This window comes from Pseudomonas sp. Os17, assembly GCF_001547895.1.
GTDB lineage: Bacteria > Pseudomonadota > Gammaproteobacteria > Pseudomonadales > Pseudomonadaceae > Aquipseudomonas.
Genome location: NZ_AP014627.1, coordinates 6,558,456 through 6,576,046 on the forward strand (window position 1 = coordinate 6,558,456; position 17,591 = coordinate 6,576,046).

Annotated in this window: 15 protein-coding genes and 1 pseudogene; 13 read left to right on the forward strand and 3 right to left on the reverse strand. The window is 63.0% G+C overall.

All coding sequences use genetic code 11. The annotated features are described in order from the left end of the window. The first annotated feature begins 22 nt into the window (after positions 1 to 22). The 6 genes and pseudogenes from POS17_RS29115 (at position 23) to POS17_RS29135 (ending at position 5,380) form a co-directional block, all read left to right on the forward strand. Positions 23 to 1,801: a GspE/PulE family protein gene (locus POS17_RS29115; protein ID WP_060841622.1), complete on the forward strand. Its 1,779-nt coding sequence runs from the start codon at positions 23 to 25 to the stop codon at positions 1,799 to 1,801. 503 nt (positions 1,802 to 2,304) lie between these two features. Continuing rightward, a pseudogene (locus tag POS17_RS32870) lies at positions 2,305 to 2,631 on the forward strand (HAMP domain-containing protein); the annotation flags it as partial. A gap of 141 nt (positions 2,632 to 2,772) precedes the next feature. Next, positions 2,773 to 3,486 (forward strand): methyl-accepting chemotaxis protein, encoded by a 714-nt coding sequence (locus POS17_RS32875; protein WP_442963177.1) that lies wholly within the window; start codon positions 2,773 to 2,775, stop codon positions 3,484 to 3,486. A 124-nt stretch (positions 3,487 to 3,610) separates the two neighbouring features. Then, on the forward strand, positions 3,611 to 4,531 hold the full coding sequence (locus POS17_RS29125; RefSeq protein ID WP_047306628.1) for an SPFH domain-containing protein: 921 nt from the start codon (positions 3,611 to 3,613) through the stop codon (positions 4,529 to 4,531). Positions 4,532 to 4,541: 10 nt separating this feature from the next. Beyond that, positions 4,542 to 4,991, forward strand: a complete 450-nt coding sequence (locus tag POS17_RS29130) for an NfeD family protein (RefSeq protein WP_060841624.1) — start codon at positions 4,542 to 4,544, stop codon at positions 4,989 to 4,991. Between the two features lie 71 nt (positions 4,992 to 5,062). Next, complete coding sequence (locus POS17_RS29135) at positions 5,063 to 5,380, forward strand: DUF2388 domain-containing protein (RefSeq protein ID WP_016966055.1); 318 nt, start codon at positions 5,063 to 5,065, stop codon at positions 5,378 to 5,380. Between the two features lie 71 nt (positions 5,381 to 5,451). Here POS17_RS29135 and POS17_RS29140 read toward each other — a convergent pair whose 3' ends face one another. Beyond that, entirely contained in the window at positions 5,452 to 6,126 is a 675-nt protein-coding gene (locus POS17_RS29140; RefSeq protein ID WP_060841625.1) for a TetR/AcrR family transcriptional regulator, read from the reverse strand. A 142-nt stretch (positions 6,127 to 6,268) separates the two neighbouring features. Between POS17_RS29140 and phlG the strand changes: the two genes are divergently transcribed. Continuing rightward, the gene (gene phlG, locus POS17_RS29145) at positions 6,269 to 7,153 is read left to right on the forward strand and encodes a 2,4-diacetylphloroglucinol hydrolase (RefSeq protein WP_060841626.1); all 885 of its coding nucleotides are present in this window, start codon (positions 6,269 to 6,271) and stop codon (positions 7,151 to 7,153) included. Between the two features lie 53 nt (positions 7,154 to 7,206). Here phlG and POS17_RS29150 read toward each other — a convergent pair whose 3' ends face one another. Next, positions 7,207 to 7,809 carry a TetR/AcrR family transcriptional regulator gene (locus tag POS17_RS29150; RefSeq protein ID WP_016966053.1) on the reverse strand — a complete coding sequence of 201 codons (603 nt, stop codon included), beginning with the start codon at positions 7,807 to 7,809 and terminating at the stop codon, positions 7,207 to 7,209. Positions 7,810 to 8,271: 462 nt separating this feature from the next. Between POS17_RS29150 and POS17_RS29155 the strand changes: the two genes are divergently transcribed. The 6 genes from POS17_RS29155 to POS17_RS29180 all read left to right on the forward strand — a co-directional run bounded on the left by POS17_RS29155 (position 8,272) and on the right by POS17_RS29180 (position 14,624). Continuing rightward, positions 8,272 to 9,360: a hydroxymethylglutaryl-CoA synthase gene (locus POS17_RS29155; protein ID WP_060841627.1), complete on the forward strand. Its 1,089-nt coding sequence runs from the start codon at positions 8,272 to 8,274 to the stop codon at positions 9,358 to 9,360. A gap of 29 nt (positions 9,361 to 9,389) precedes the next feature. Continuing rightward, positions 9,390 to 10,586, forward strand: a complete 1,197-nt coding sequence (locus tag POS17_RS29160) for a thiolase family protein (protein ID WP_016966051.1) — start codon at positions 9,390 to 9,392, stop codon at positions 10,584 to 10,586. 12 nt (positions 10,587 to 10,598) lie between these two features. Further along, a complete protein-coding gene (locus tag POS17_RS29165; RefSeq protein WP_060841628.1) occupies positions 10,599 to 11,039 on the forward strand; it encodes a Zn-ribbon domain-containing OB-fold protein in 441 nt (146 codons plus the stop codon). Positions 11,040 to 11,246: 207 nt separating this feature from the next. Continuing rightward, the gene (locus POS17_RS29170) at positions 11,247 to 12,296 is read left to right on the forward strand and encodes a type III polyketide synthase (protein WP_060841629.1); all 1,050 of its coding nucleotides are present in this window, start codon (positions 11,247 to 11,249) and stop codon (positions 12,294 to 12,296) included. A 111-nt stretch (positions 12,297 to 12,407) separates the two neighbouring features. Further along, the gene (locus POS17_RS29175) at positions 12,408 to 13,685 is read left to right on the forward strand and encodes an MFS transporter (RefSeq protein ID WP_060841630.1); all 1,278 of its coding nucleotides are present in this window, start codon (positions 12,408 to 12,410) and stop codon (positions 13,683 to 13,685) included. A 6-nt stretch (positions 13,686 to 13,691) separates the two neighbouring features. After that, positions 13,692 to 14,624 carry a fumarylacetoacetate hydrolase gene (locus POS17_RS29180; RefSeq protein ID WP_060841631.1) on the forward strand — a complete coding sequence of 311 codons (933 nt, stop codon included), beginning with the start codon at positions 13,692 to 13,694 and terminating at the stop codon, positions 14,622 to 14,624. A gap of 7 nt (positions 14,625 to 14,631) precedes the next feature. On the opposite strand, the gene gcvP is transcribed toward POS17_RS29180, so the two are convergent. Then, complete coding sequence (gene gcvP, locus POS17_RS29185) at positions 14,632 to 17,505, reverse strand: aminomethyl-transferring glycine dehydrogenase (RefSeq protein ID WP_060841632.1); 2,874 nt, start codon at positions 17,503 to 17,505, stop codon at positions 14,632 to 14,634. Positions 17,506 to 17,591: the final 86 nt, after the last annotated feature.

The following is a 17,591-nucleotide window of genomic DNA, read 5'->3' on the forward strand; positions in this document are numbered from 1 at the left end:
GCCACGCTGCCGAGGAGTCCCCATGAACGCCGCCCAGGTGTCCCCGGACCGCTGGCTGGATCTCAGCGAGCTGCTGAGTGAGCTGCTGGCCCAGCAGCGCATCAGCCAGGACGCCGCCGAACAGGCCATGAGCGCCGCTCGCCAGGGGGCCGACCCGAGCCTGCATCCTCTTGAGTTCATCGCCAGCCGGCAGTTGCCCGACCGACAGCACCCTGGGCAACACCTGGATCTGGACAGCCTCACCGCCTGGCTGGCGCGGCAGGCGGGGCAGCCCTACCTGCGCATCGATCCGTTACGGATCGACGTGGCCGGCATCACCCCCTTGATCTCCTTCGCCTTCACCCAACGGCACAAGATCCTTGCCGTGGCGGTGGATGCCCACAGCGTTACCGTGGCCAGCGCCCAGCCCTATGTCAGGAGCTGGGAGGCCGATCTGGTCCATGTGCTCAAGCGCCCGATCCGCCGGGTCGTGGCCAGCCCGGCGGATATCCAGCGCCTGACCCTGGAGTTCTATCGCCTGGCCAAGTCGGTCAGCGGCGCCAGCAGCGAACAGAAGACCAGCGGCCCCGGCAGCTTCGAACAACTGCTCAAGCTGGGAGCCAACGATCAGGCACCGGATGCCGACGACGCCCACATCGTCAACATCGTCGACTGGCTGTTCCAGTACGCCTTCCAGCAACGGGCCAGCGACATTCATATCGAACCACGCCGCGAACACGGCACCCTGCGCTTTCGCATCGACGGTGTGCTGCACAACGTCTATCAGTTTCCGCCCCAGGTCACCCTGGCCATGGTCAGCCGCCTCAAGAGCCTGGGACGCATGAACGTCGCAGAAAAGCGCAAACCCCAGGACGGCCGGATCAAGACCCGCCCTCCCGAAGGCAGCGAAATCGAGCTGCGCCTGTCGACCCTGCCCACGGCCTTCGGCGAAAAACTGGTCATGCGCATCTTCGATCCCCAGGTGCTGCTCAAGGACTTCGACCAACTGGGCTTTGGCGCCGAGGACCTGAGCCGCTGGCAGGCCATGACCTCCCAGGCCCACGGCATCATCCTGGTCACGGGGCCCACCGGTTCGGGCAAGACCAGCACCCTCTACACCACCCTGAAGCAGCTCGCGACGCCTGAAATCAACCTCTGCACCATCGAGGACCCGATCGAGATGATCGAACCGGCATTCAACCAGATGCAGGTCCAGCCCAACATCGACCTGAGTTTTTCCAGCGGCGTACGGGCCCTGATGCGCCAGGACCCGGACATCATCATGATCGGCGAGATCCGTGATCTGGAAACAGCGGAAATGGCCATCCAGGCCGCGCTCACCGGGCACCTGGTGCTGTCCACCCTGCACACCAACGACGCCCCGGCCGCCATCAGCCGCCTGCTGGAACTGGGCGTGCCGCACTATTTGCTCAGGGCCACCCTGGTCGGGGTCATGGCCCAGCGCCTGGTGCGCACCCTGTGCCGACACTGCAAGGCCCCCGCCGCACTCGCCAGCGACGACTGGCAGAACCTGATCCATCCCCGGCAAGCGCCACCACCGCGCCAGAGCATGCGCGCCGTGGGCTGCGCCGAGTGTCGGGGCACCGGCTACCACGGACGCACTGCGGTCTACGAAGTCATGCCCTTGAGCGCCGCGCTCCGGGCCCTGATCCGAAGCGACCTCGATCTCGCCGATCTGCGCCGTCAGGCCGCCGAGGACGGCATGCACAGCCTGCGCCAGGTCGCCGCACGCAAACTCGCCGAAGGCCTGACCAGTTTCGAGGAGGTATTGCGGGTCACGCCGCAGAACCCGGACGGATAACCGAGCACTCGACCAGCGGCGAACCGCGAGCGCTGGACTACGCTTCAGTTACCGCCAAAACGAGCAGGAAGCCAGGCATGAATATTCGTCAAAACATGATCGCCTCCGGGGTTCTCAGCCTACTGGCCATTGCCCTGGTGGCGGGCCTCGGTCTGTGGGGACAATCGCGCCTGGCCGGCGCCCTGCAGGACAATGAACTCAATGCCAGCGCCCTGCGCAACCACCTGGAAGCGGACATGATGCACGACGCCCTGCGGGCCGATGTGCTGGAGGCGCTCAGCAGCGAACCCGGCGACACTGCGGCCGGCGAGGAGGTGCGTAGCAGCCTGCGGGAACACGGCGAGTGGTTCCGCAAGGCTCTGGCGGAAAACGCCAAACTGCCCCTGGCGCCGGATATCCGCGATGCCATCAGCGAGCTGCAGCCGGTCCTGGAGAGCTACATTCACGCCGCCGAAAGCATCGCCGAACAGGCCCTCAAGGATCCGCAGGCGGCACGCCAGCACATGCAGGAGTTTTCCCAGCGCTTCAGCGAAGTGGAATCCCGCAACACGGCACTGAGCAGCAAGATCGAAGCCAGCTCCGCCCAAACTCGCCAGGACAGTGAACATGCCGTGCGCCAGGCGGCCGGGTGGCTGATTGGCGGCAGCCTGATTGCCGCCCTGATCCTGTGCCTGCTGACCCGCCAGTTGCTCATCCGGGTACTCAAGCCCCTGGAGAAGTCCGTCGCCACCGCCCGGGCCATCGCCCAGGGCAACCTGACCACCGTCATCAGTATCGACAGCCGGGACGAAGCGGGGCAGTTGCAGCAGGCCCTGGGTGAAATGCAGGACAACCTGCGGCAGATGATCACCACCATCCGCCACGAGAGCGAGGAGCTGCGAGGACGCTCCCACAGCCTCAGCGACACCTCACTGGGCATTGCCGACGGCGCCACCGAGCAGGCCGACGGCGCCACCAACATGGCCGCCGCCATGGAACAGATGATCAGCAACATTGCCCAGGTTGCCGAGCATGCGCGCAACGCCCAGAGCATCGCCGCCCAGTCCGAATCCCTGGCCGGCAGCGGTGGCCAGGTCATCCTAGGGGTGGTGGACGGCATGAGCCACATTGCCGAAGCGGTGAACAATTCGTCCCAGAGCATCACCGCCCTGGGACAGTCCTCGGAAGAGATCCACTCGATCATCCAGGTGATCAATGGCATTGCCGAGCAGACCAATCTGCTGGCCCTGAACGCCGCCATCGAGGCGGCCCGGGCCGGCGAGGCCGGACGCGGATTTGCCGTGGTCGCCGACGAGGTGCGCAACCTGGCGGCGCGCACCGCGCAATCCACCCGGGAGATCACCGGCATGATCCAGCGCATCCGCGAAACCACCGAACAGGCGGTCAGCAGCATGCAAACCGGAGTCAGCCGGGTCAACGACGGAGTGCACATGGCCCAACAGGCGGGGACGTCGATCAACGAGATTCGCCAGGGCGCCCAGCGCTCGGCACTGATGGTGGAAGAGATTTCCCACACCATCGGCGAACAGTCCAAGGCCGGCAGCGAAGTGGCCCAGCGGGTGGAAATGATCAGCCAGGTGGCACGGCGCAACAGCCAGGCCATGCGGGACCTGACCCTCACGGTGGAGCAGATGGAAAACTCCGTGGCCACTTTGCAGACGTCGGTCACCCGCTTCCAGCTTTGAGCGGATCGAAGCGGTGTTGTGTGTCCTGATGATGCAAGGGCCCAGGTATCCCAACGTCAGAACGGGCAGCCCCCTACACTCGTGCTCACCGTCCCCTTGAGCAATGACTGAGCAGGTGAATGTGATGCAGATCGGAAGCGTACTGTTACTTTTCGTCGCCCTGGCGGTAGCTCTGGTGTTCATGGGCTTCAAGGTCGTGCCCCAAGGCTATCAATGGACCGTGGAGCGCTTCGGCCGCTACACCAACACCCTCAAGCCGGGGCTGAACATCATCATTCCGGTGATGGACCGCATCGGTCGCAAGATCAACGTCATGGAAAGCGTGCTGGACATCCCTCCCCAGGAAGTCATCACCGCCGACAACGCCACGGTGCAAATCGACGCCGTGTGCTTCTTTCAGGTGGTCAACACGGCCCAGGCCGCCTACGAGGTCAACAACCTCGAGCACGCCATCCGCAACTTGCTGCAGACCAATATCCGCACCGTGCTCGGGTCCATGGAACTGGACGCGATGCTCAGCCAGCGTGACGGCATCAACGAGAAACTCCTGCGCACCGTCGACGAAGCCACCGCGCCCTGGGGCATCAAGATCACCCGGATCGAAATCAAGGACATCAGCCCTCCTGCCGACCTGATGGCGGCCATGTCCGGGCAGATGAAGGCCGAACGGGTCAAGCGCGCACAGATCCTCGAAGCCGAAGGCCTGCGGGCGGCGGCCATCCTCACGGCCGAAGGCAAGAAACAGGCGCAGATTCTGGAAGCCGAGGGCGAGCGCCAGGCGGCGTTCCTCGAATCCGAAGCCCGGGAGCGTCAAGCCGAAGCCGAAGCCCGGGCGACCCAGGTGGTGTCCGAGGCGATCGCCAGCGGCAACGTTCAGGCGATCAACTACTTCGTGGCGCAAAAGTACATCGATGCCCTGGGCAAGCTGGCGGCCGCCAACAACAGCAAGGTGATTCTGATGCCGCTGGAGGCCAGTCAGGTGATCGGCGCCGTGGGCGGCATTGGCGAAATCGTCAAGGCCACGTTCGACGGCAAGAAAGGCTGAGGCACGCACCATGCTGGCATACCTGCAAACCCTGTCGTTCTGGGACTGGCTCGCCCTGGGCACCCTCCTGCTGATCTTCGAGGTGTTCGGTGCCGGCGGCTATCTGCTGTGGATCGGACTGGCAGCCGCTTTCGTCGGGGCCCTGACCTTCCTGATTCCCGGGCTGTCCTGGGAGGTGCAGTTTTTCCTGTTCGGCCTGCTGTCGGTGCTGACGGCCCTGTACTGGTGGCGACGCCAGCGCAGCGTGGTCCGCCCCAGCGACCAGCCGAACCTGAACCTGCGGGGCCAGGAACTGATCGGCAAGACCTTCGTCGTGCACCAGGCGATCATCGACGGCCGCGGCCGGATCAAGGTCGCCGACGGGGTGTGGATCGCCAAGGGCGCCGACGCGCCGGTGGGGGCCCGGGTGCGGGTGATAGGCCAGGAGGGCGCCGTCCTGCTGGTCGAAAACCTTGACTGACGGGTCACGGAACTCCGCTGGGGTATCTAGAATCAAACTGTGCAGATACCCCCCAGTTGGAGTCACCCATCATGCGTCTGAAAATAGCTGTCGCCACCCTTGCCCTGCTTTCCCTTCCCGTTGGTTCGGCAATGGCCGACACCTTCTGGCGTAACGTCATTTCCTCCGGTGCCACCACCGGTTCCACCTACCTGACCTTCAAGGATCACAAACTGATCGTCGCCGCTCAGGACGACGCCGGTAGCTTCGTGGCCAGCGAAGGCAGCATCCGCGGCCCTTACCTGGAAGCCGCCATGCAGAAAGTCCGCGCCGACAACCCCGGCCTCAAAGCCACCGACATGGAGCTGGCCAACGCCATCCTGGCCAAGAACGCCGTCGCCCAGGAGTAAGAACCGGCCCGGGAATCGCCGAACAGCAACGCCGACCTCTGGGTCGGCGTTTTTTTTGCCCGGACAACGGCCTATACGGGGGTCGAAGCCCGGGACACGGCAGCCAGGCCGGCCAGGGCATAACTCATCATGTGCTCGATCAACGCCGGCGGATCGAGCGCCAACCCGGGCAACACATGGCGCGTCAGCGGCTCATGGGCAATCAGCAGGAACAGGCAGGGCGCAAACACGCTGACCGCGCTGCGCAGCGTGGCCGGGTCGTCCGGTGGCAATTGCATGATCTGCCCGAGAATGTTGCGCACGATCTGCGCCTTGGGAAAGGCCTGCTGCTCCAGCACCTCCGGCAACACCGACGAGGGCGACAGCAGCTCGCGGGTCAGCACCTTCAGCGCCCAGCCCTCGCGCTGGTTGGCCAGCCCCTCGATCAGCACGGTGATGATGGCTCGCAGCTTGTCCTCGGCACGGTCCTGGCTCTCGCTCAGGGTGATCATGGTCTCGATCCGCAGCAGGCGGTCATGGGCCTCGCGCAACACCGCCCGATACAGGCCGTCCTTGTTCTCGAAGTGATAATTGACCGAGGCGTTGTTGGCCTTGGAGTTCTCGCAGATCTGCTTGCTGGTGGTGTTGGCGTACCCCAGCTCGGCAAACAGCTGGCCGGCCGTTTCCAGGATCTGCTGGCGAGTCGCCTGACCATCCTGGCGCGGTGCACGGGCCGCAGGCGTCTGCGGGGAAGCGGAAAGAGCCATGGCTTTCTCACTAAGTTAAATTCAAATTTGACTTTTGTTTATGCACTGCTTAGCTACAAAGCGCCAGTTTCTCGTGCAACCACGTTTGAGGGAGTACAGGAAGATGCCGGCCACTCGTCTAGTCAAGCCAAAGGATATCAGCATGGAAGCGCGCGTCATGACCCCCTTCACCTACTTCTCCCTGCCCATGCAGAAGCTGTTCCTACGCAACCAGGCCGCGGTCAGGAACAAGCCCTATGCCAAATATTTCCGCTCGGAAATGCGCGTGCCGCTGTCCGCCGTGCGCAAGATCCAGCAAGGCCCCATGGACCTCAAAGACACCCTGACCCCGAGTGTGGAGGACATCAATCGCCTGCTCGACCCGGACTTCGTCAGCGAAGAATCCGGCTACGCCCTGCTGCCGGGCCCGATGGCCTATGTGCAGAGCCGCAAGTTCTTCCCCGGCTGCAGCGCGCAGATGTTCAAGTGGTGGTTCATGTGGCACCCCGCGGAAGCGGAGCGCTACACCCTGTGGTTCCCCTACGCTCACGTGAGCAATCCATGCGTGAACCACCAGCGCTTGGGTGACGCGTCCTTGAGTTTCGAAGAGCGTTTGTACGGCAACACCTTCTGCGCCTCGGAATATGTCGGCGACCGCCTGATGCACCTGCATATCGATTTCAAGGAGCCGGCCAGCCTGGGCCTGGACGCCGACCTGTATCGCGAAGCGAAAATCGATGGCAGCGTCAGCGCCCTGATGAGTCTGGCCGAACATCCGCAGGTGCCGGTGTCACTGATGGTGCATCTGTTCAAGGAGGTCCCGGGCGGCATGTACCTGACCAGCCGCTACTGGGTCGGTTCGCACCCGTCGATGGCCCGCTTTCCCGGGGCAGAAAAAGCCTCGGCGCTGCTCAAGGAGAGTGGTTTCGGCGAAGCCGAGCTGGAAACCCTGGCCTATGAGTTCGCCGTTCACGACATGTGCGAGTTCAATCACCTGGCCAGCTTTCTGCCGGACCTGTATCGCGAGTTCGGTACCGCTTCAGCCTGAGAGTCCCATGTCATTGAGCCCGCATCATGTGCGGGCTCAATGCTGTAAAGAGATCAACGTTGTGCGCCAGAACAGACACCGTTGATCAGTAAATCAGTGAATTCCTCAATATCCTGTTCTGCAGTCAACTGCTCAGTCAGCAACCGATACCAGCAAAAACCGAAAATCATATCGAGCAGCAATTCGCGATTGGTGTCCTTGGGCAGCTCACCATTGCTGATGGCATTTTCCACCAGCTTTTTCGGCATCTCCCTTCTGCGCTCCATGAACTGATCCTTGAGCTGAGTCAGCGTCGCAGGATCCAGCTGGGCTTCGGCAATGACACAGCGAAACGCCTCGCCGCAAATGGTTTCCCGCCAGACTTTCCAGAGATTACGCAGCAAAAAGTCGAGATCGGCCTTGAACGAGCCGAGATCAGGAAACTTTCTCACCTGCTCGCTCTCGTTTTCATAGACTTCCGCGATCAACGCCGCTTTGTTCGACCACCACCGATAGATCGTCGGTTTGCTGGCACCCGCCCGGCGCGCGACCGACTCAATGCTGAGCCCGGAATAACCGCATTCCTTGAGGATCTCGATGGTGGAACTGAGGATGGCTTTGTGGGTATGCGGACTTCGCAAAGAGCCGATGGAGCTGCGAGATGGGGTACGAGCCACAATAAAAAATCTCCAGGCAGGGCGCTTGACAAACGCAACGCAGGGTATAGGATTCCCTCGAATCGAAATGAAACGGTCCGTTTCGTTTCATTCTTGAAAGAATCATGAAATTCTTGCACCGATCCATCTAGTTCTTGAAATTTCTCGTAAGGGTTGAGCGGATCAGGCCTTGTAACTCTGAGTTCCTCGAATTCGAGACTTGAAGCCTTTCCTCTAAAGAGACTGGATCGTCTGAAATTATTATTAAACGAAACGTTCCGTATCATAGCACAGAGAGGTGAAGAAAAACAGCTTTCGAGTGGGTTTTCCCCTCTTTGGAGCCTGCTGCAAAAACCCTCTGGGCTGAGGGTTTACGCGGTGCTGGCCAGAGTCGGGCAGCAAAAACTGTTTTCCGTATGTTTCAAGGGTGCTTCTGAGCAAGCACGACCCAGTTTTCTCAAAAAGAATGGAATCAAGAGGAAAATGAACGTGAAAAAAGTAGGCATTGTCAGCTATGGCGCGGCTGTTCCGGTATGCCGTCTCAAAGTTCAGGACGTCATCAACGTCTGGAAAAACACTGATCTGAAGCTGGTAGAGGAAAACCTCGGCGTCAGCGCAAGAGCGGTGCTGCAGCCGGATGAAGATGTCATCACCCTCGGCGTGCAAGCAGCGCAACGGGCCCTGGACAAAGTCCCCGGCCATGAGCTCCAGGCCCTCTATCTGGGCACCTGCACCAACCCCTACGATTCACGTGCCTCGGCCTCGATCATCCTGGAAATGCTCGGCAGCGGTTACGACGCCTATTGCGCCGACGTCCAGTTCGCCGGCAAGTCCGGTACTTCCGCCCTGCAGATCTGCCAGGCCCTGGTGGGATCCGGCATGACCAGCAGCGCCCTGGCCATCGGCGCCGACACCATCAACCGCAATACCGCACCCGGCGACCTGACCGAGTCCTATGCCGGGGCCGGGGCCGCGGCATTGCTGATCGGCAATCAGAACGTCATCGCCGAGTTCGACGCCAGCTTCTCCTGCGCCGCCGATATCGCCGACAACATCCGCCCCCAAGGCGATCGCTACATCCGTTCCGGAATGGGCCTGGGCTCGGACAAGAACAGCATCGGGCTGGAAGACCAGACCCGCCGCGCCGCCGAAGGCCTGATGGCCAAGCTGCATACCAGCGCCGCCGACTATGACTACGTGGTGTTCCAGCAGAACCTGGTGTCCACGCCCTACTCCCTGGGCAAGCACTTGGGCTTCAACACCAAGCAGATCGAACCGGGCATCTATGCCGGCGATGTGGGCGACACTGGCTCCGCCAGCCCGCTGCTCGGCCTGATCAACGTGCTGGACCAGGCCCGTCCGGGGCAGAAAATCCTCATGGTGTCCTATGGTTTCGGGGCCGGCAGTGACGCCATCGCCCTGACCGTCACCGACGCCATCGAGCAGTACCAGAAGCACAACAAACCCCTGCGCGAACTGCTCGAAGCCAAGACCTACGTCGATTACGGCACCTCCATCAAGTACGAATTCAAGTACCTGCGGGCTGACTACGCCCTGACCGCCTATCTCTGATTACGCCTGTCTACGCAAGGAGCATGCACATGTGCGCACGTCGTGTTGCAATCGTTTCGGCCGCCTATACGCCGAAGCCCGGAAGTTCACGAGTTCGGCAGACGTTCAAGGAAATGATCGTCGAGTCCGCCTATAAAGCCCTCAAGGACGCCAAGATGCATCCCCGGGAAATCCAGGGGGTCGCCTACGGCTATCACGGTGAAGGCATTTCCGAATATGGCGGCCTGGGGCCGACCATTTCCGACGCCCTGGGCATCAGTCCGGCGCCGACCTTCATGAGCACCGCCAACTGCACCAGCAGTTCGGTGTCGTTCCAGATGGGTCACCAGATGGTGGCATCCGGTGAGTACGACATCGTCCTGTGCGGTGGCTTCGAGAAAATGACCGATCACTTCAACTACGCCGAGTACATCGGCTCCAGCACTGAATGTGAATACGATTACTTCCTCGGCATCTCCCATACCGACGCCTTCGCCCTGGCCACCGCCGAGTACTTCCAGAAGTTCGGCTATGCCGGTCGCGAGGCCGATGTCCTGGCCACTTTTGGCCGGCAGATGCGCGTCTATGCCCACAACACCCCGACCGCCACCCGCTACGGCCAGCCGATTCCCACCCTGGAAGCGCTGAAGAACAGCGAAGCCTGCGGCTCGATGCTGGCCTGGGGCGAAGCCAGTGGCTGCGCGATCCTGGTGGCCGAGCACCTGGCCCACAAATACACCGACAAACCGGTGTTCGTCCGCGGCTGCGCCTACACCGGGGTCTCCCACTACTTCGGCACACGCTTCCACAACCCGACCCTGCACCATCCGGGCCTGCCCAAGGACGTGGGCATGGCCGTCTCGGCCAACTCCATCGCCTGCGCGGAAATTGCCTACAAGAAAGCCGGGATCACCGCCAAAGACATCGACGTGGCCCAGGTCTACGACCTGCTCGGCGCCGGGCTGATCCAGATGGAATCCATGGGCATCTGCGGCAAGGGCCAGGCCGGCGACTTCGTGCTCGAAGGCGGCATCGCCCTGGACGGCCAACTGCCGCTGAACACCGACGGCGGCAACATCGGCCGCGGCCACGCGTCCGGCTGCGACGGCATCCTGCACATCACCGAGCTGTTCCGGCAGCTGAGGGGTGAATCCGACAACCAGGTCAAGGGCGCACGCATCGGCGTGTCGCAGAACCTTGGCGGTTATGCGGCGCACAACTCAGTGATTGTCCTCTCGAACGACTAAGGAGCCCGGACCATGTCCATGTACCCAGAACAGATCCACAGAATGACCACTGCCAGCATGCTTCGCGAATGGCGCGAGCATGGCGGCAAATACCGCCTCGAAGGCAGCCAGTGTGAAGAATGCAACGAGATCTTCTTCCCCCGGCGTACCGTCTGCGGCGCCTGCAACTCCCTGAGCGTGAAGCCTTACCGCTGCAAGCGCACGGGCAAGATCGAAGTCATGGCCCACGCCGAGAACCCGGTCCTGGCCGCCATGGGTTATGGCGAAACCGTGCCGCGCATGATGGCCATGGTGCGCCTGGATGACGGTCTGGTGATCGCCTCGGAAATCGTCGACATCTGCGACCCGCAACAGCTGAAAGTCGGCGCGCCGGTGCGCATGGTGATTCGCAAGCACGTGCGCGAAAGCAACCTGGCCTGGCAATACGCTTATAAGTTCGTACTGGATATATAAGTTGTTGTTCAAGGTGCCTTTATATAAGGCACCTTGAAGTTAGCCATTAAAATAAAATCCAACTTAAAAGTTACATCAACGGCCGCTTCACGCCTCGAAGTTGCCTTAAGGTCCTGATTTCCTTTAGGGCCTACAGATTCCTGTGCCTATGAACGGGGACTTTCCCCACCCTTAACTTATTGGCTTACTTAGAGCCAAGGACCCATCATGTCTACTCTTTGCCTCCCACACGTCATGTTTCCGCAACACAAGATCACTCAACAACAGATGATTGATCACCTGGAGAACCTGCACGGCGACCATCCGCGCATGGCCCTGGCCAAGCGCATGATCGCCAACACCGAAGTCAACGAGCGCCATCTGGTGCTGCCGATCGACGAACTGGCGGTGCACACCGGCTTTACCCACCGCAGCATCGTCTACGAGCGTGAAGCCCGGCAGATGTCGTCCGCTGCGGCGCGCCAGGCCATCGAGAATGCCGGCTTGCAGATCAGCGACATCCGCATGGTGATCGTCACCTCCTGCACCGGCTTCATGATGCCGTCGCTGACCGCGCACCTGATCAACGACCTCGGCCTGCCCAACTCCACCGTGCAACTGCCCATCGCCCAGCTGGGCTGCGTTGCCGGCGCCGCGGCCATCAACCGGGCCAACGATTTCGCCCGGCTCGATGCGCGCAACCACGTGCTGATCGTGTCCCTGGAGTTCTCTTCGCTGTGCTATCAGCCGGACGACACCAAGCTGCACGCCTTCATCTCCGCGGCCCTGTTCGGCGATGCGGTGTCGGCCTGCGTGCTGCGCGCCGATGACCAGGCCGGCGGCTTCAAGATCAAGAAGACCGAGTCGTTCTTCCTGCCCAAGAGCGAGCACTACATCAAGTACGACGTGAAGGACACCGGCTTCCACTTCACCCTCGACAAGGCGGTGATGAACTCCATCAAGGATGTGGCGCCGGTGATGGAGAAGCTCAACTACGACAGCTTCGAACAGAACTGCGCGCACAACGACTTCTTCATCTTCCACACCGGCGGCCGCAAGATCCTCGACGAACTGGTGATGCACCTGGACCTGGCCTCGAACCGGGTGGCGCAATCGCGCAGCAGCCTGTCGGAAGCCGGCAACATCGCCAGCGTGGTGGTGTTCGACGTGCTCAAGCGCCAGTTCGATTCCAATCTGAATCAGGGCGACATCGGCCTGCTGGCGGCCTTTGGCCCGGGCTTTACCGCAGAAATGGCGGTGGGCGAGTGGACCGCCTGAGGTAGCGCCCTGCGTCTGTCCGACCCGAGGTTGCCGGGCTGCATGGCCACCTCGGGTCGCACCCTCACGGCGCACCGCGCCGGGTTCATGGTTTCACAAGGAAGCTGAGCGATGAACGCTGGAATACCAACCACGGCTGCCGACAGCCGTTACGAAAGAACCATGGTGCTGCTGCTGTCACTGAGCTTCGGGCTGGTGGGGCTGGACCGCTTCATCATCCTGCCGCTGTTCCCGGTGATCATGCACGACCTGCAACTGGACTATCAGGACCTGGGCTACCTGTCCGCCGCACTGGCCTTCACCTGGGGACTGTCCGCCCTGGGCATGGGCAGCGTGATCGAGCGCCTGGGCACCCGCCGCGTGCTGGTGATCTCCATCACCGTACTGTCGCTGCTGTCCGGCTTCTCCGCGCTGGCCACCGGGGTACTCGGGCTGGTCATCTTGCGCGGGCTGATGGGCATCTGCGAAGGCGCCTTCACCCCGACCAGCATCATTGTCACCAACGAAGTCTCGCGCCCCGACCGGCGCGGACTGAACCTGGGCATCCAGCAGGCGCTGTTTCCGATTCTCGGCCTGTGCCTGGGGCCGCTGATCGCTGCCGGCCTGCTGCAACTGACCGGTTCCTGGCGTGCGGTCTTCGCCATCATCGCCCTGCCCGGCCTGCTCCTGGCCGGCTACCTGTGGAAGGCCTACCGGCCGCTGCCGGCAACGCCCCGTACAGGGGCCGACGCCAGCGCCGGGCGCCAATGGCTGGCGGCCTTCAAGAGCGGCAACGTCAGCCTGAACATCCTCATCATGTTCTGCATCCTCACTTGCCAGTTCGTGCTTTGCGCCATGCTGCCCAGCTACCTGACCGACCATCTGCACCTGCAGAACCTGTCCATGGCCCTGGTCATCTCGGCCATCGGCCTGGGCGGCTTCATCGGCCAGCTGATCATTCCCGGCCTGTCCGACCGCCTCGGGCGCAAGCCGGTGGTGTCGATGTGCTTCATGACCAGCAGCACCCTGGTGGGCCTGCTGATCGTCAGCCCGGCGATTCCCTGGCTGCTGTTCCTGCTGCTGTTCCTGCTGTCGTTTTTCAATTTCAGCCTGATCTGCATGACGGTCGGCCCGCTGACCAGCGAATCCGTGGCCCCCGCCCTGTTGCCGACGGCGACCGGGATCGTCGTGGGTTTCGGCGAGATCCTCGGCGGCGGATTGTCCCCGGCGGTGGCCGGGTTTGCCGCCAGCCATTTCGGCCTCCCGTCGATCCTGTACGTGGCCCTGAGCGGCAGCCTGGCCGGCCTGTTCCTGTCATTGCTGCTCAAGGACAGTGCGCGCCAGCCCCAACGCGCGCTGGCCTCCGGGCCGTTGCCTATCCTCCCAGCCCGCTTGCCCCTCAAGGACTAGAGAATCATGGACGATTACCTGCTGTTGCTGGATGTCTGCCACAAGGATCAGCGCGCCATCGGGCTGTTCGATTTTCACAATGGCCAGAGCCTGCGCGCCCTTTCCGAACATGGCGGACTGTACGAAACCCTGCAGTTCTGCGCCCGTCGCCATCTGAGCTGGAGCGAGCACCTGCGCAGCCTCCCGGCCCATCCCCGGCTGCCTGTCGAAGGCCTTGTGCAAGGACCGCTGCGTCCGCCGCTCAAGCCCAGCGACAACCTGCTGGCCCAGGTCTGCGAGGTCACCCTGAACACCCCGCACACGCACCAGGGCTGGTTCTACAAGGGCAACGGCAACCTGCTCAAGACCGATGGCGAGGCGCTGACGATCCCCTACCACGCCCTGAGCATCAGCAGTCAGCCGGGGGTGGTCTGCGTGTACCTGGTGGATCACTTCAAGCAACTGCGGTTTGTCGGATTCAGCCTGGGCCAGGACATCCACGACCCGCTGCTGAGCCGCCAGGACGCCAGTTCCTGCGCGCAATCGCGGCTACGCCAATGCGCCATCACCCCGGCGCTGATCCTTGGCGAACTGCAGCACAGCCTGTCACTCAATGTCCGGGTGGAACGCCAGGGCGCGCAGTTGTCCTACCTCAGCTACCACCTGGATCTGCAGAACTGGTGGGCGATTCGCAAGTACTCCCAGACGTTCCTCGAACAGCACGAGCAGTTCCTGCAACCGGGCATGGTCCACTATGTGTTCCACAGCGCCAGCCGGCGCGAGAACGAACTGCAGTTGCAGCACGGCGACTGGCTGGACCTGGACTGCCCGGAGCTGGAGCTGGGCCTGAGCAACCAGGTCAGCGAGGAAGAGCTGCTGCACCTCTACCCCCTGGAGAGTCAGCCACACCGGGGCCGCGCCCACGGCACCCGCCCGACGCGGCTACGCCAGCACTACTGAGGCGGACTCAGCGATAGGCCGCCACCGGGACACAGGCACAGAACAGGTTGCGGTCACCGTAGACGTTGTCCACCCGGTTCACCGTCGGCCAGTACTTGTGGGCCCGGGTGTGGGCACTGGGCAGCACCGCCTGTTCGATGCTGTAAGGCCGCTCCCAGGTCCCGGCGATATCCGCCAGGGTATGGGGCGCGCCCTTGAGCGGATTGTCCTCGGCCGGCCAGTTGCCCTCCTGGACCTGGGCGATCTCGGCGCGGATGCTCAGCATGGCCTCGACAAAGCGATCCAGCTCGGCCTTGGACTCGCTTTCGGTGGGCTCCACCATCAAGGTACCCGGCACCGGGAACGACATGGTCGGGGCATGGAAGCCGTAGTCCATCAGGCGCTTGGCCACATCCTCCTCGCTGATGCCGGTCAGGGCCTTGAGCGGTCGCAGGTCGAGAATGCATTCATGGGCCACCCGGCCATTACGCCCGCTATAGAGCACCGGGAAGGCTCCGCTCAGCTGATCGGCGAGGTAATTGGCGGCCAGAATCGCCACTTCGCTGGCATCCGCCAGTTGCGGCCCCATCAGGGCGATGTACATCCAGCTGATGGGCAGGATGCTGGCGCTGCCCCAGGGCGCCGCGCTGACCGCGCCGTTGTCCGCCAGCGGTCCGTCGATCGGCACCACCGGGTGATTGGCGACAAAGGGTGCCAGATGGGCGCGCACGCCGATCGGCCCCATGCCCGGCCCACCGCCGCCGTGGGGAATGCAGAAGGTCTTGTGCAGGTTCATGTGGGAGACGTCGGCGCCGATGTCCGCCGGCCTGGCCAGGCCCACCTGGGCGTTGAGGTTGGCGCCATCCATGTACACCTGGCCGCCGTGGCTGTGGATAACTTCGCAGACCTGGCTGATGCCCTCCTCATAGACACCGTGGGTCGACGGATAAGTCGCCATCAGGCAGGACAGGCGATCGCCGGCTTCGGCAGCCTTGGCCTTCAGGTCCTGGAGATCGACGTTGCCGGACTCGTCGCACTCGACGATCACCACCTGCATCCCGGCCATCTGCGCCGACGCCGGATTGGTGCCATGGGCCGAGGCCGGTATCAGGCAGATGTGCCGCCCGCCTTGCTGGCGGCTCTCGTGGTAGCGACGAATCGCCAGCAACCCGGCGTACTCGCCCTGGGCCCCGGAGTTGGGCTGCATGCAGACCGCATCGAAACCGGTGATGGCGCACAGCCAACGCTCCAGTTCCTCGATCATCAAGGTGTAACCGACGGCCTGCTCCCGCGGGGCGAAAGGGTGCAGGTTGGCGAATTCCGGCCAGGTGATGGGGATCATCTCGCTGCTGGCGTTGAGCTTCATGGTGCAGGAGCCCAGGGGGATCATCGATTGGTTGAGCGCCAGGTCCTTGTTCTCCAGCTGCTTGAGGTAGCGCAGCATCCGGGTTTCGCTGTGATGGCCGTTGAACACCGGATGGGTCAGGCAGGGGCTGCGCCGCAGCAGTTCGTCGGGCAGTCCCGACTCCAGCGCCTCGGCGTCCAGTTCAGCGACGTCCAGCCCGTGGTCGGCACCGAGAAACACATCCAGCAACCGGGCCACGGTGGTTTCGTCGCAGGTTTCATCCAGGCTCAGGCCCAGCCGGCCGCGCCCGAGAATCCGCAGGTTGATCTGCAGCGCCCTGGCGCTCTCGATGATCGCCGTCTGGCTGCCCCCGACCTCCAGGGTCAGGGTGTCGAAGAAGTGCCGGTTGACCCGGGTGATCCCCTTGCGCTCAAGGCCGGCGGCGAGAATGCAGGTCAGCCGGTGCACCCGCTGGGCAATGCGCTTGAGCCCCGCCGGACCGTGATAGACCGCATAGAAGCCGGCGATGTTGGCCAGCAGCACCTGGGCGGTGCAGATGTTGGAGTTGGCCTTTTCGCGACGAATATGTTGCTCGCGGGTTTGCAGGGCCATGCGCAGCGCCACCTGGCCCCGGGCATCCTTGGACACGCCGATGATGCGCCCGGGCATGGCGCGCTTGTACTCGTCACGGCAGGCGAAAAACGCCGCATGCGGACCGCCGTAGCCCATGGGCACGCCGAAGCGCTGGGAGGAACCCAGCACCACGTCGGCCCCCAGCTCGCCGGGCGGGGTCAGCAACAGCAGGCTGAGCAGATCGGCAGCGACACAGGCCAGGGCCTGCTGTGCGTGCAGGTGGTCGATCAGCGGCCGCAGATCGACGATCTCGCCGTGGGTATCCGGGTATTGCAACAGCGCGCCGAACACCTGGTGCGCGGGCAAGTTATCCACAGCGTCGACGATCAGTTCGAAGCCAAACCCTTCGGCCCGGGTACGCACCACGGAAATGGTCTGCGGATGGCAGTGTTCATCGACAAAGAACAGATTGCTTTTGGACTTGGTCACGCGCTTGGCCAGGGCCATGGCTTCGGCGGCCGCCGTCGCCTCGTCGAGCAATGAAGCGTTGGCCAGGTCGAGGCCGGTGAGGTCGATGGTCATCTGCTGGAAGTTGAGCAGCGCTTCGAGCCGGCCCTGGGCGATTTCCGGCTGGTAGGGCGTGTAGGCGGTGTACCAGCCGGGGTTCTCCAGCACGTTGCGCAGGATCACGGTGGGCGTCAGGGTGCCGTGATAGCCCATGCCGATCAGACTGGTCCAGACCTGGTTCTGCGCGGCATAGCCCTTGAGCCGGGCCAGGGCGGCCTGTTCATCCAGCGCCGGTGGCAGCTCCAGGGGGCGGTTGAAGCGGATTCCCGGCGGCACGGTCTGCTCGATCAGCTCGGTGCGGCTGCCCAGCCCGAGGCTGGCGAGCATCGCCTGCTGCTCCTCGGCATCGGGACCCAGGTGCCGGTTGAGAAAAGCGTTGGGCTCGCGTAACTGGCTCAGGGATGGCGACTGGGACATGGCAGGCTCTCCGATAAGCGGCGCTCAGCGTCGATGCAACAGGGTGCAAAGCAGCATAGCAGCCGATTCCACCGCTCGACGCACTG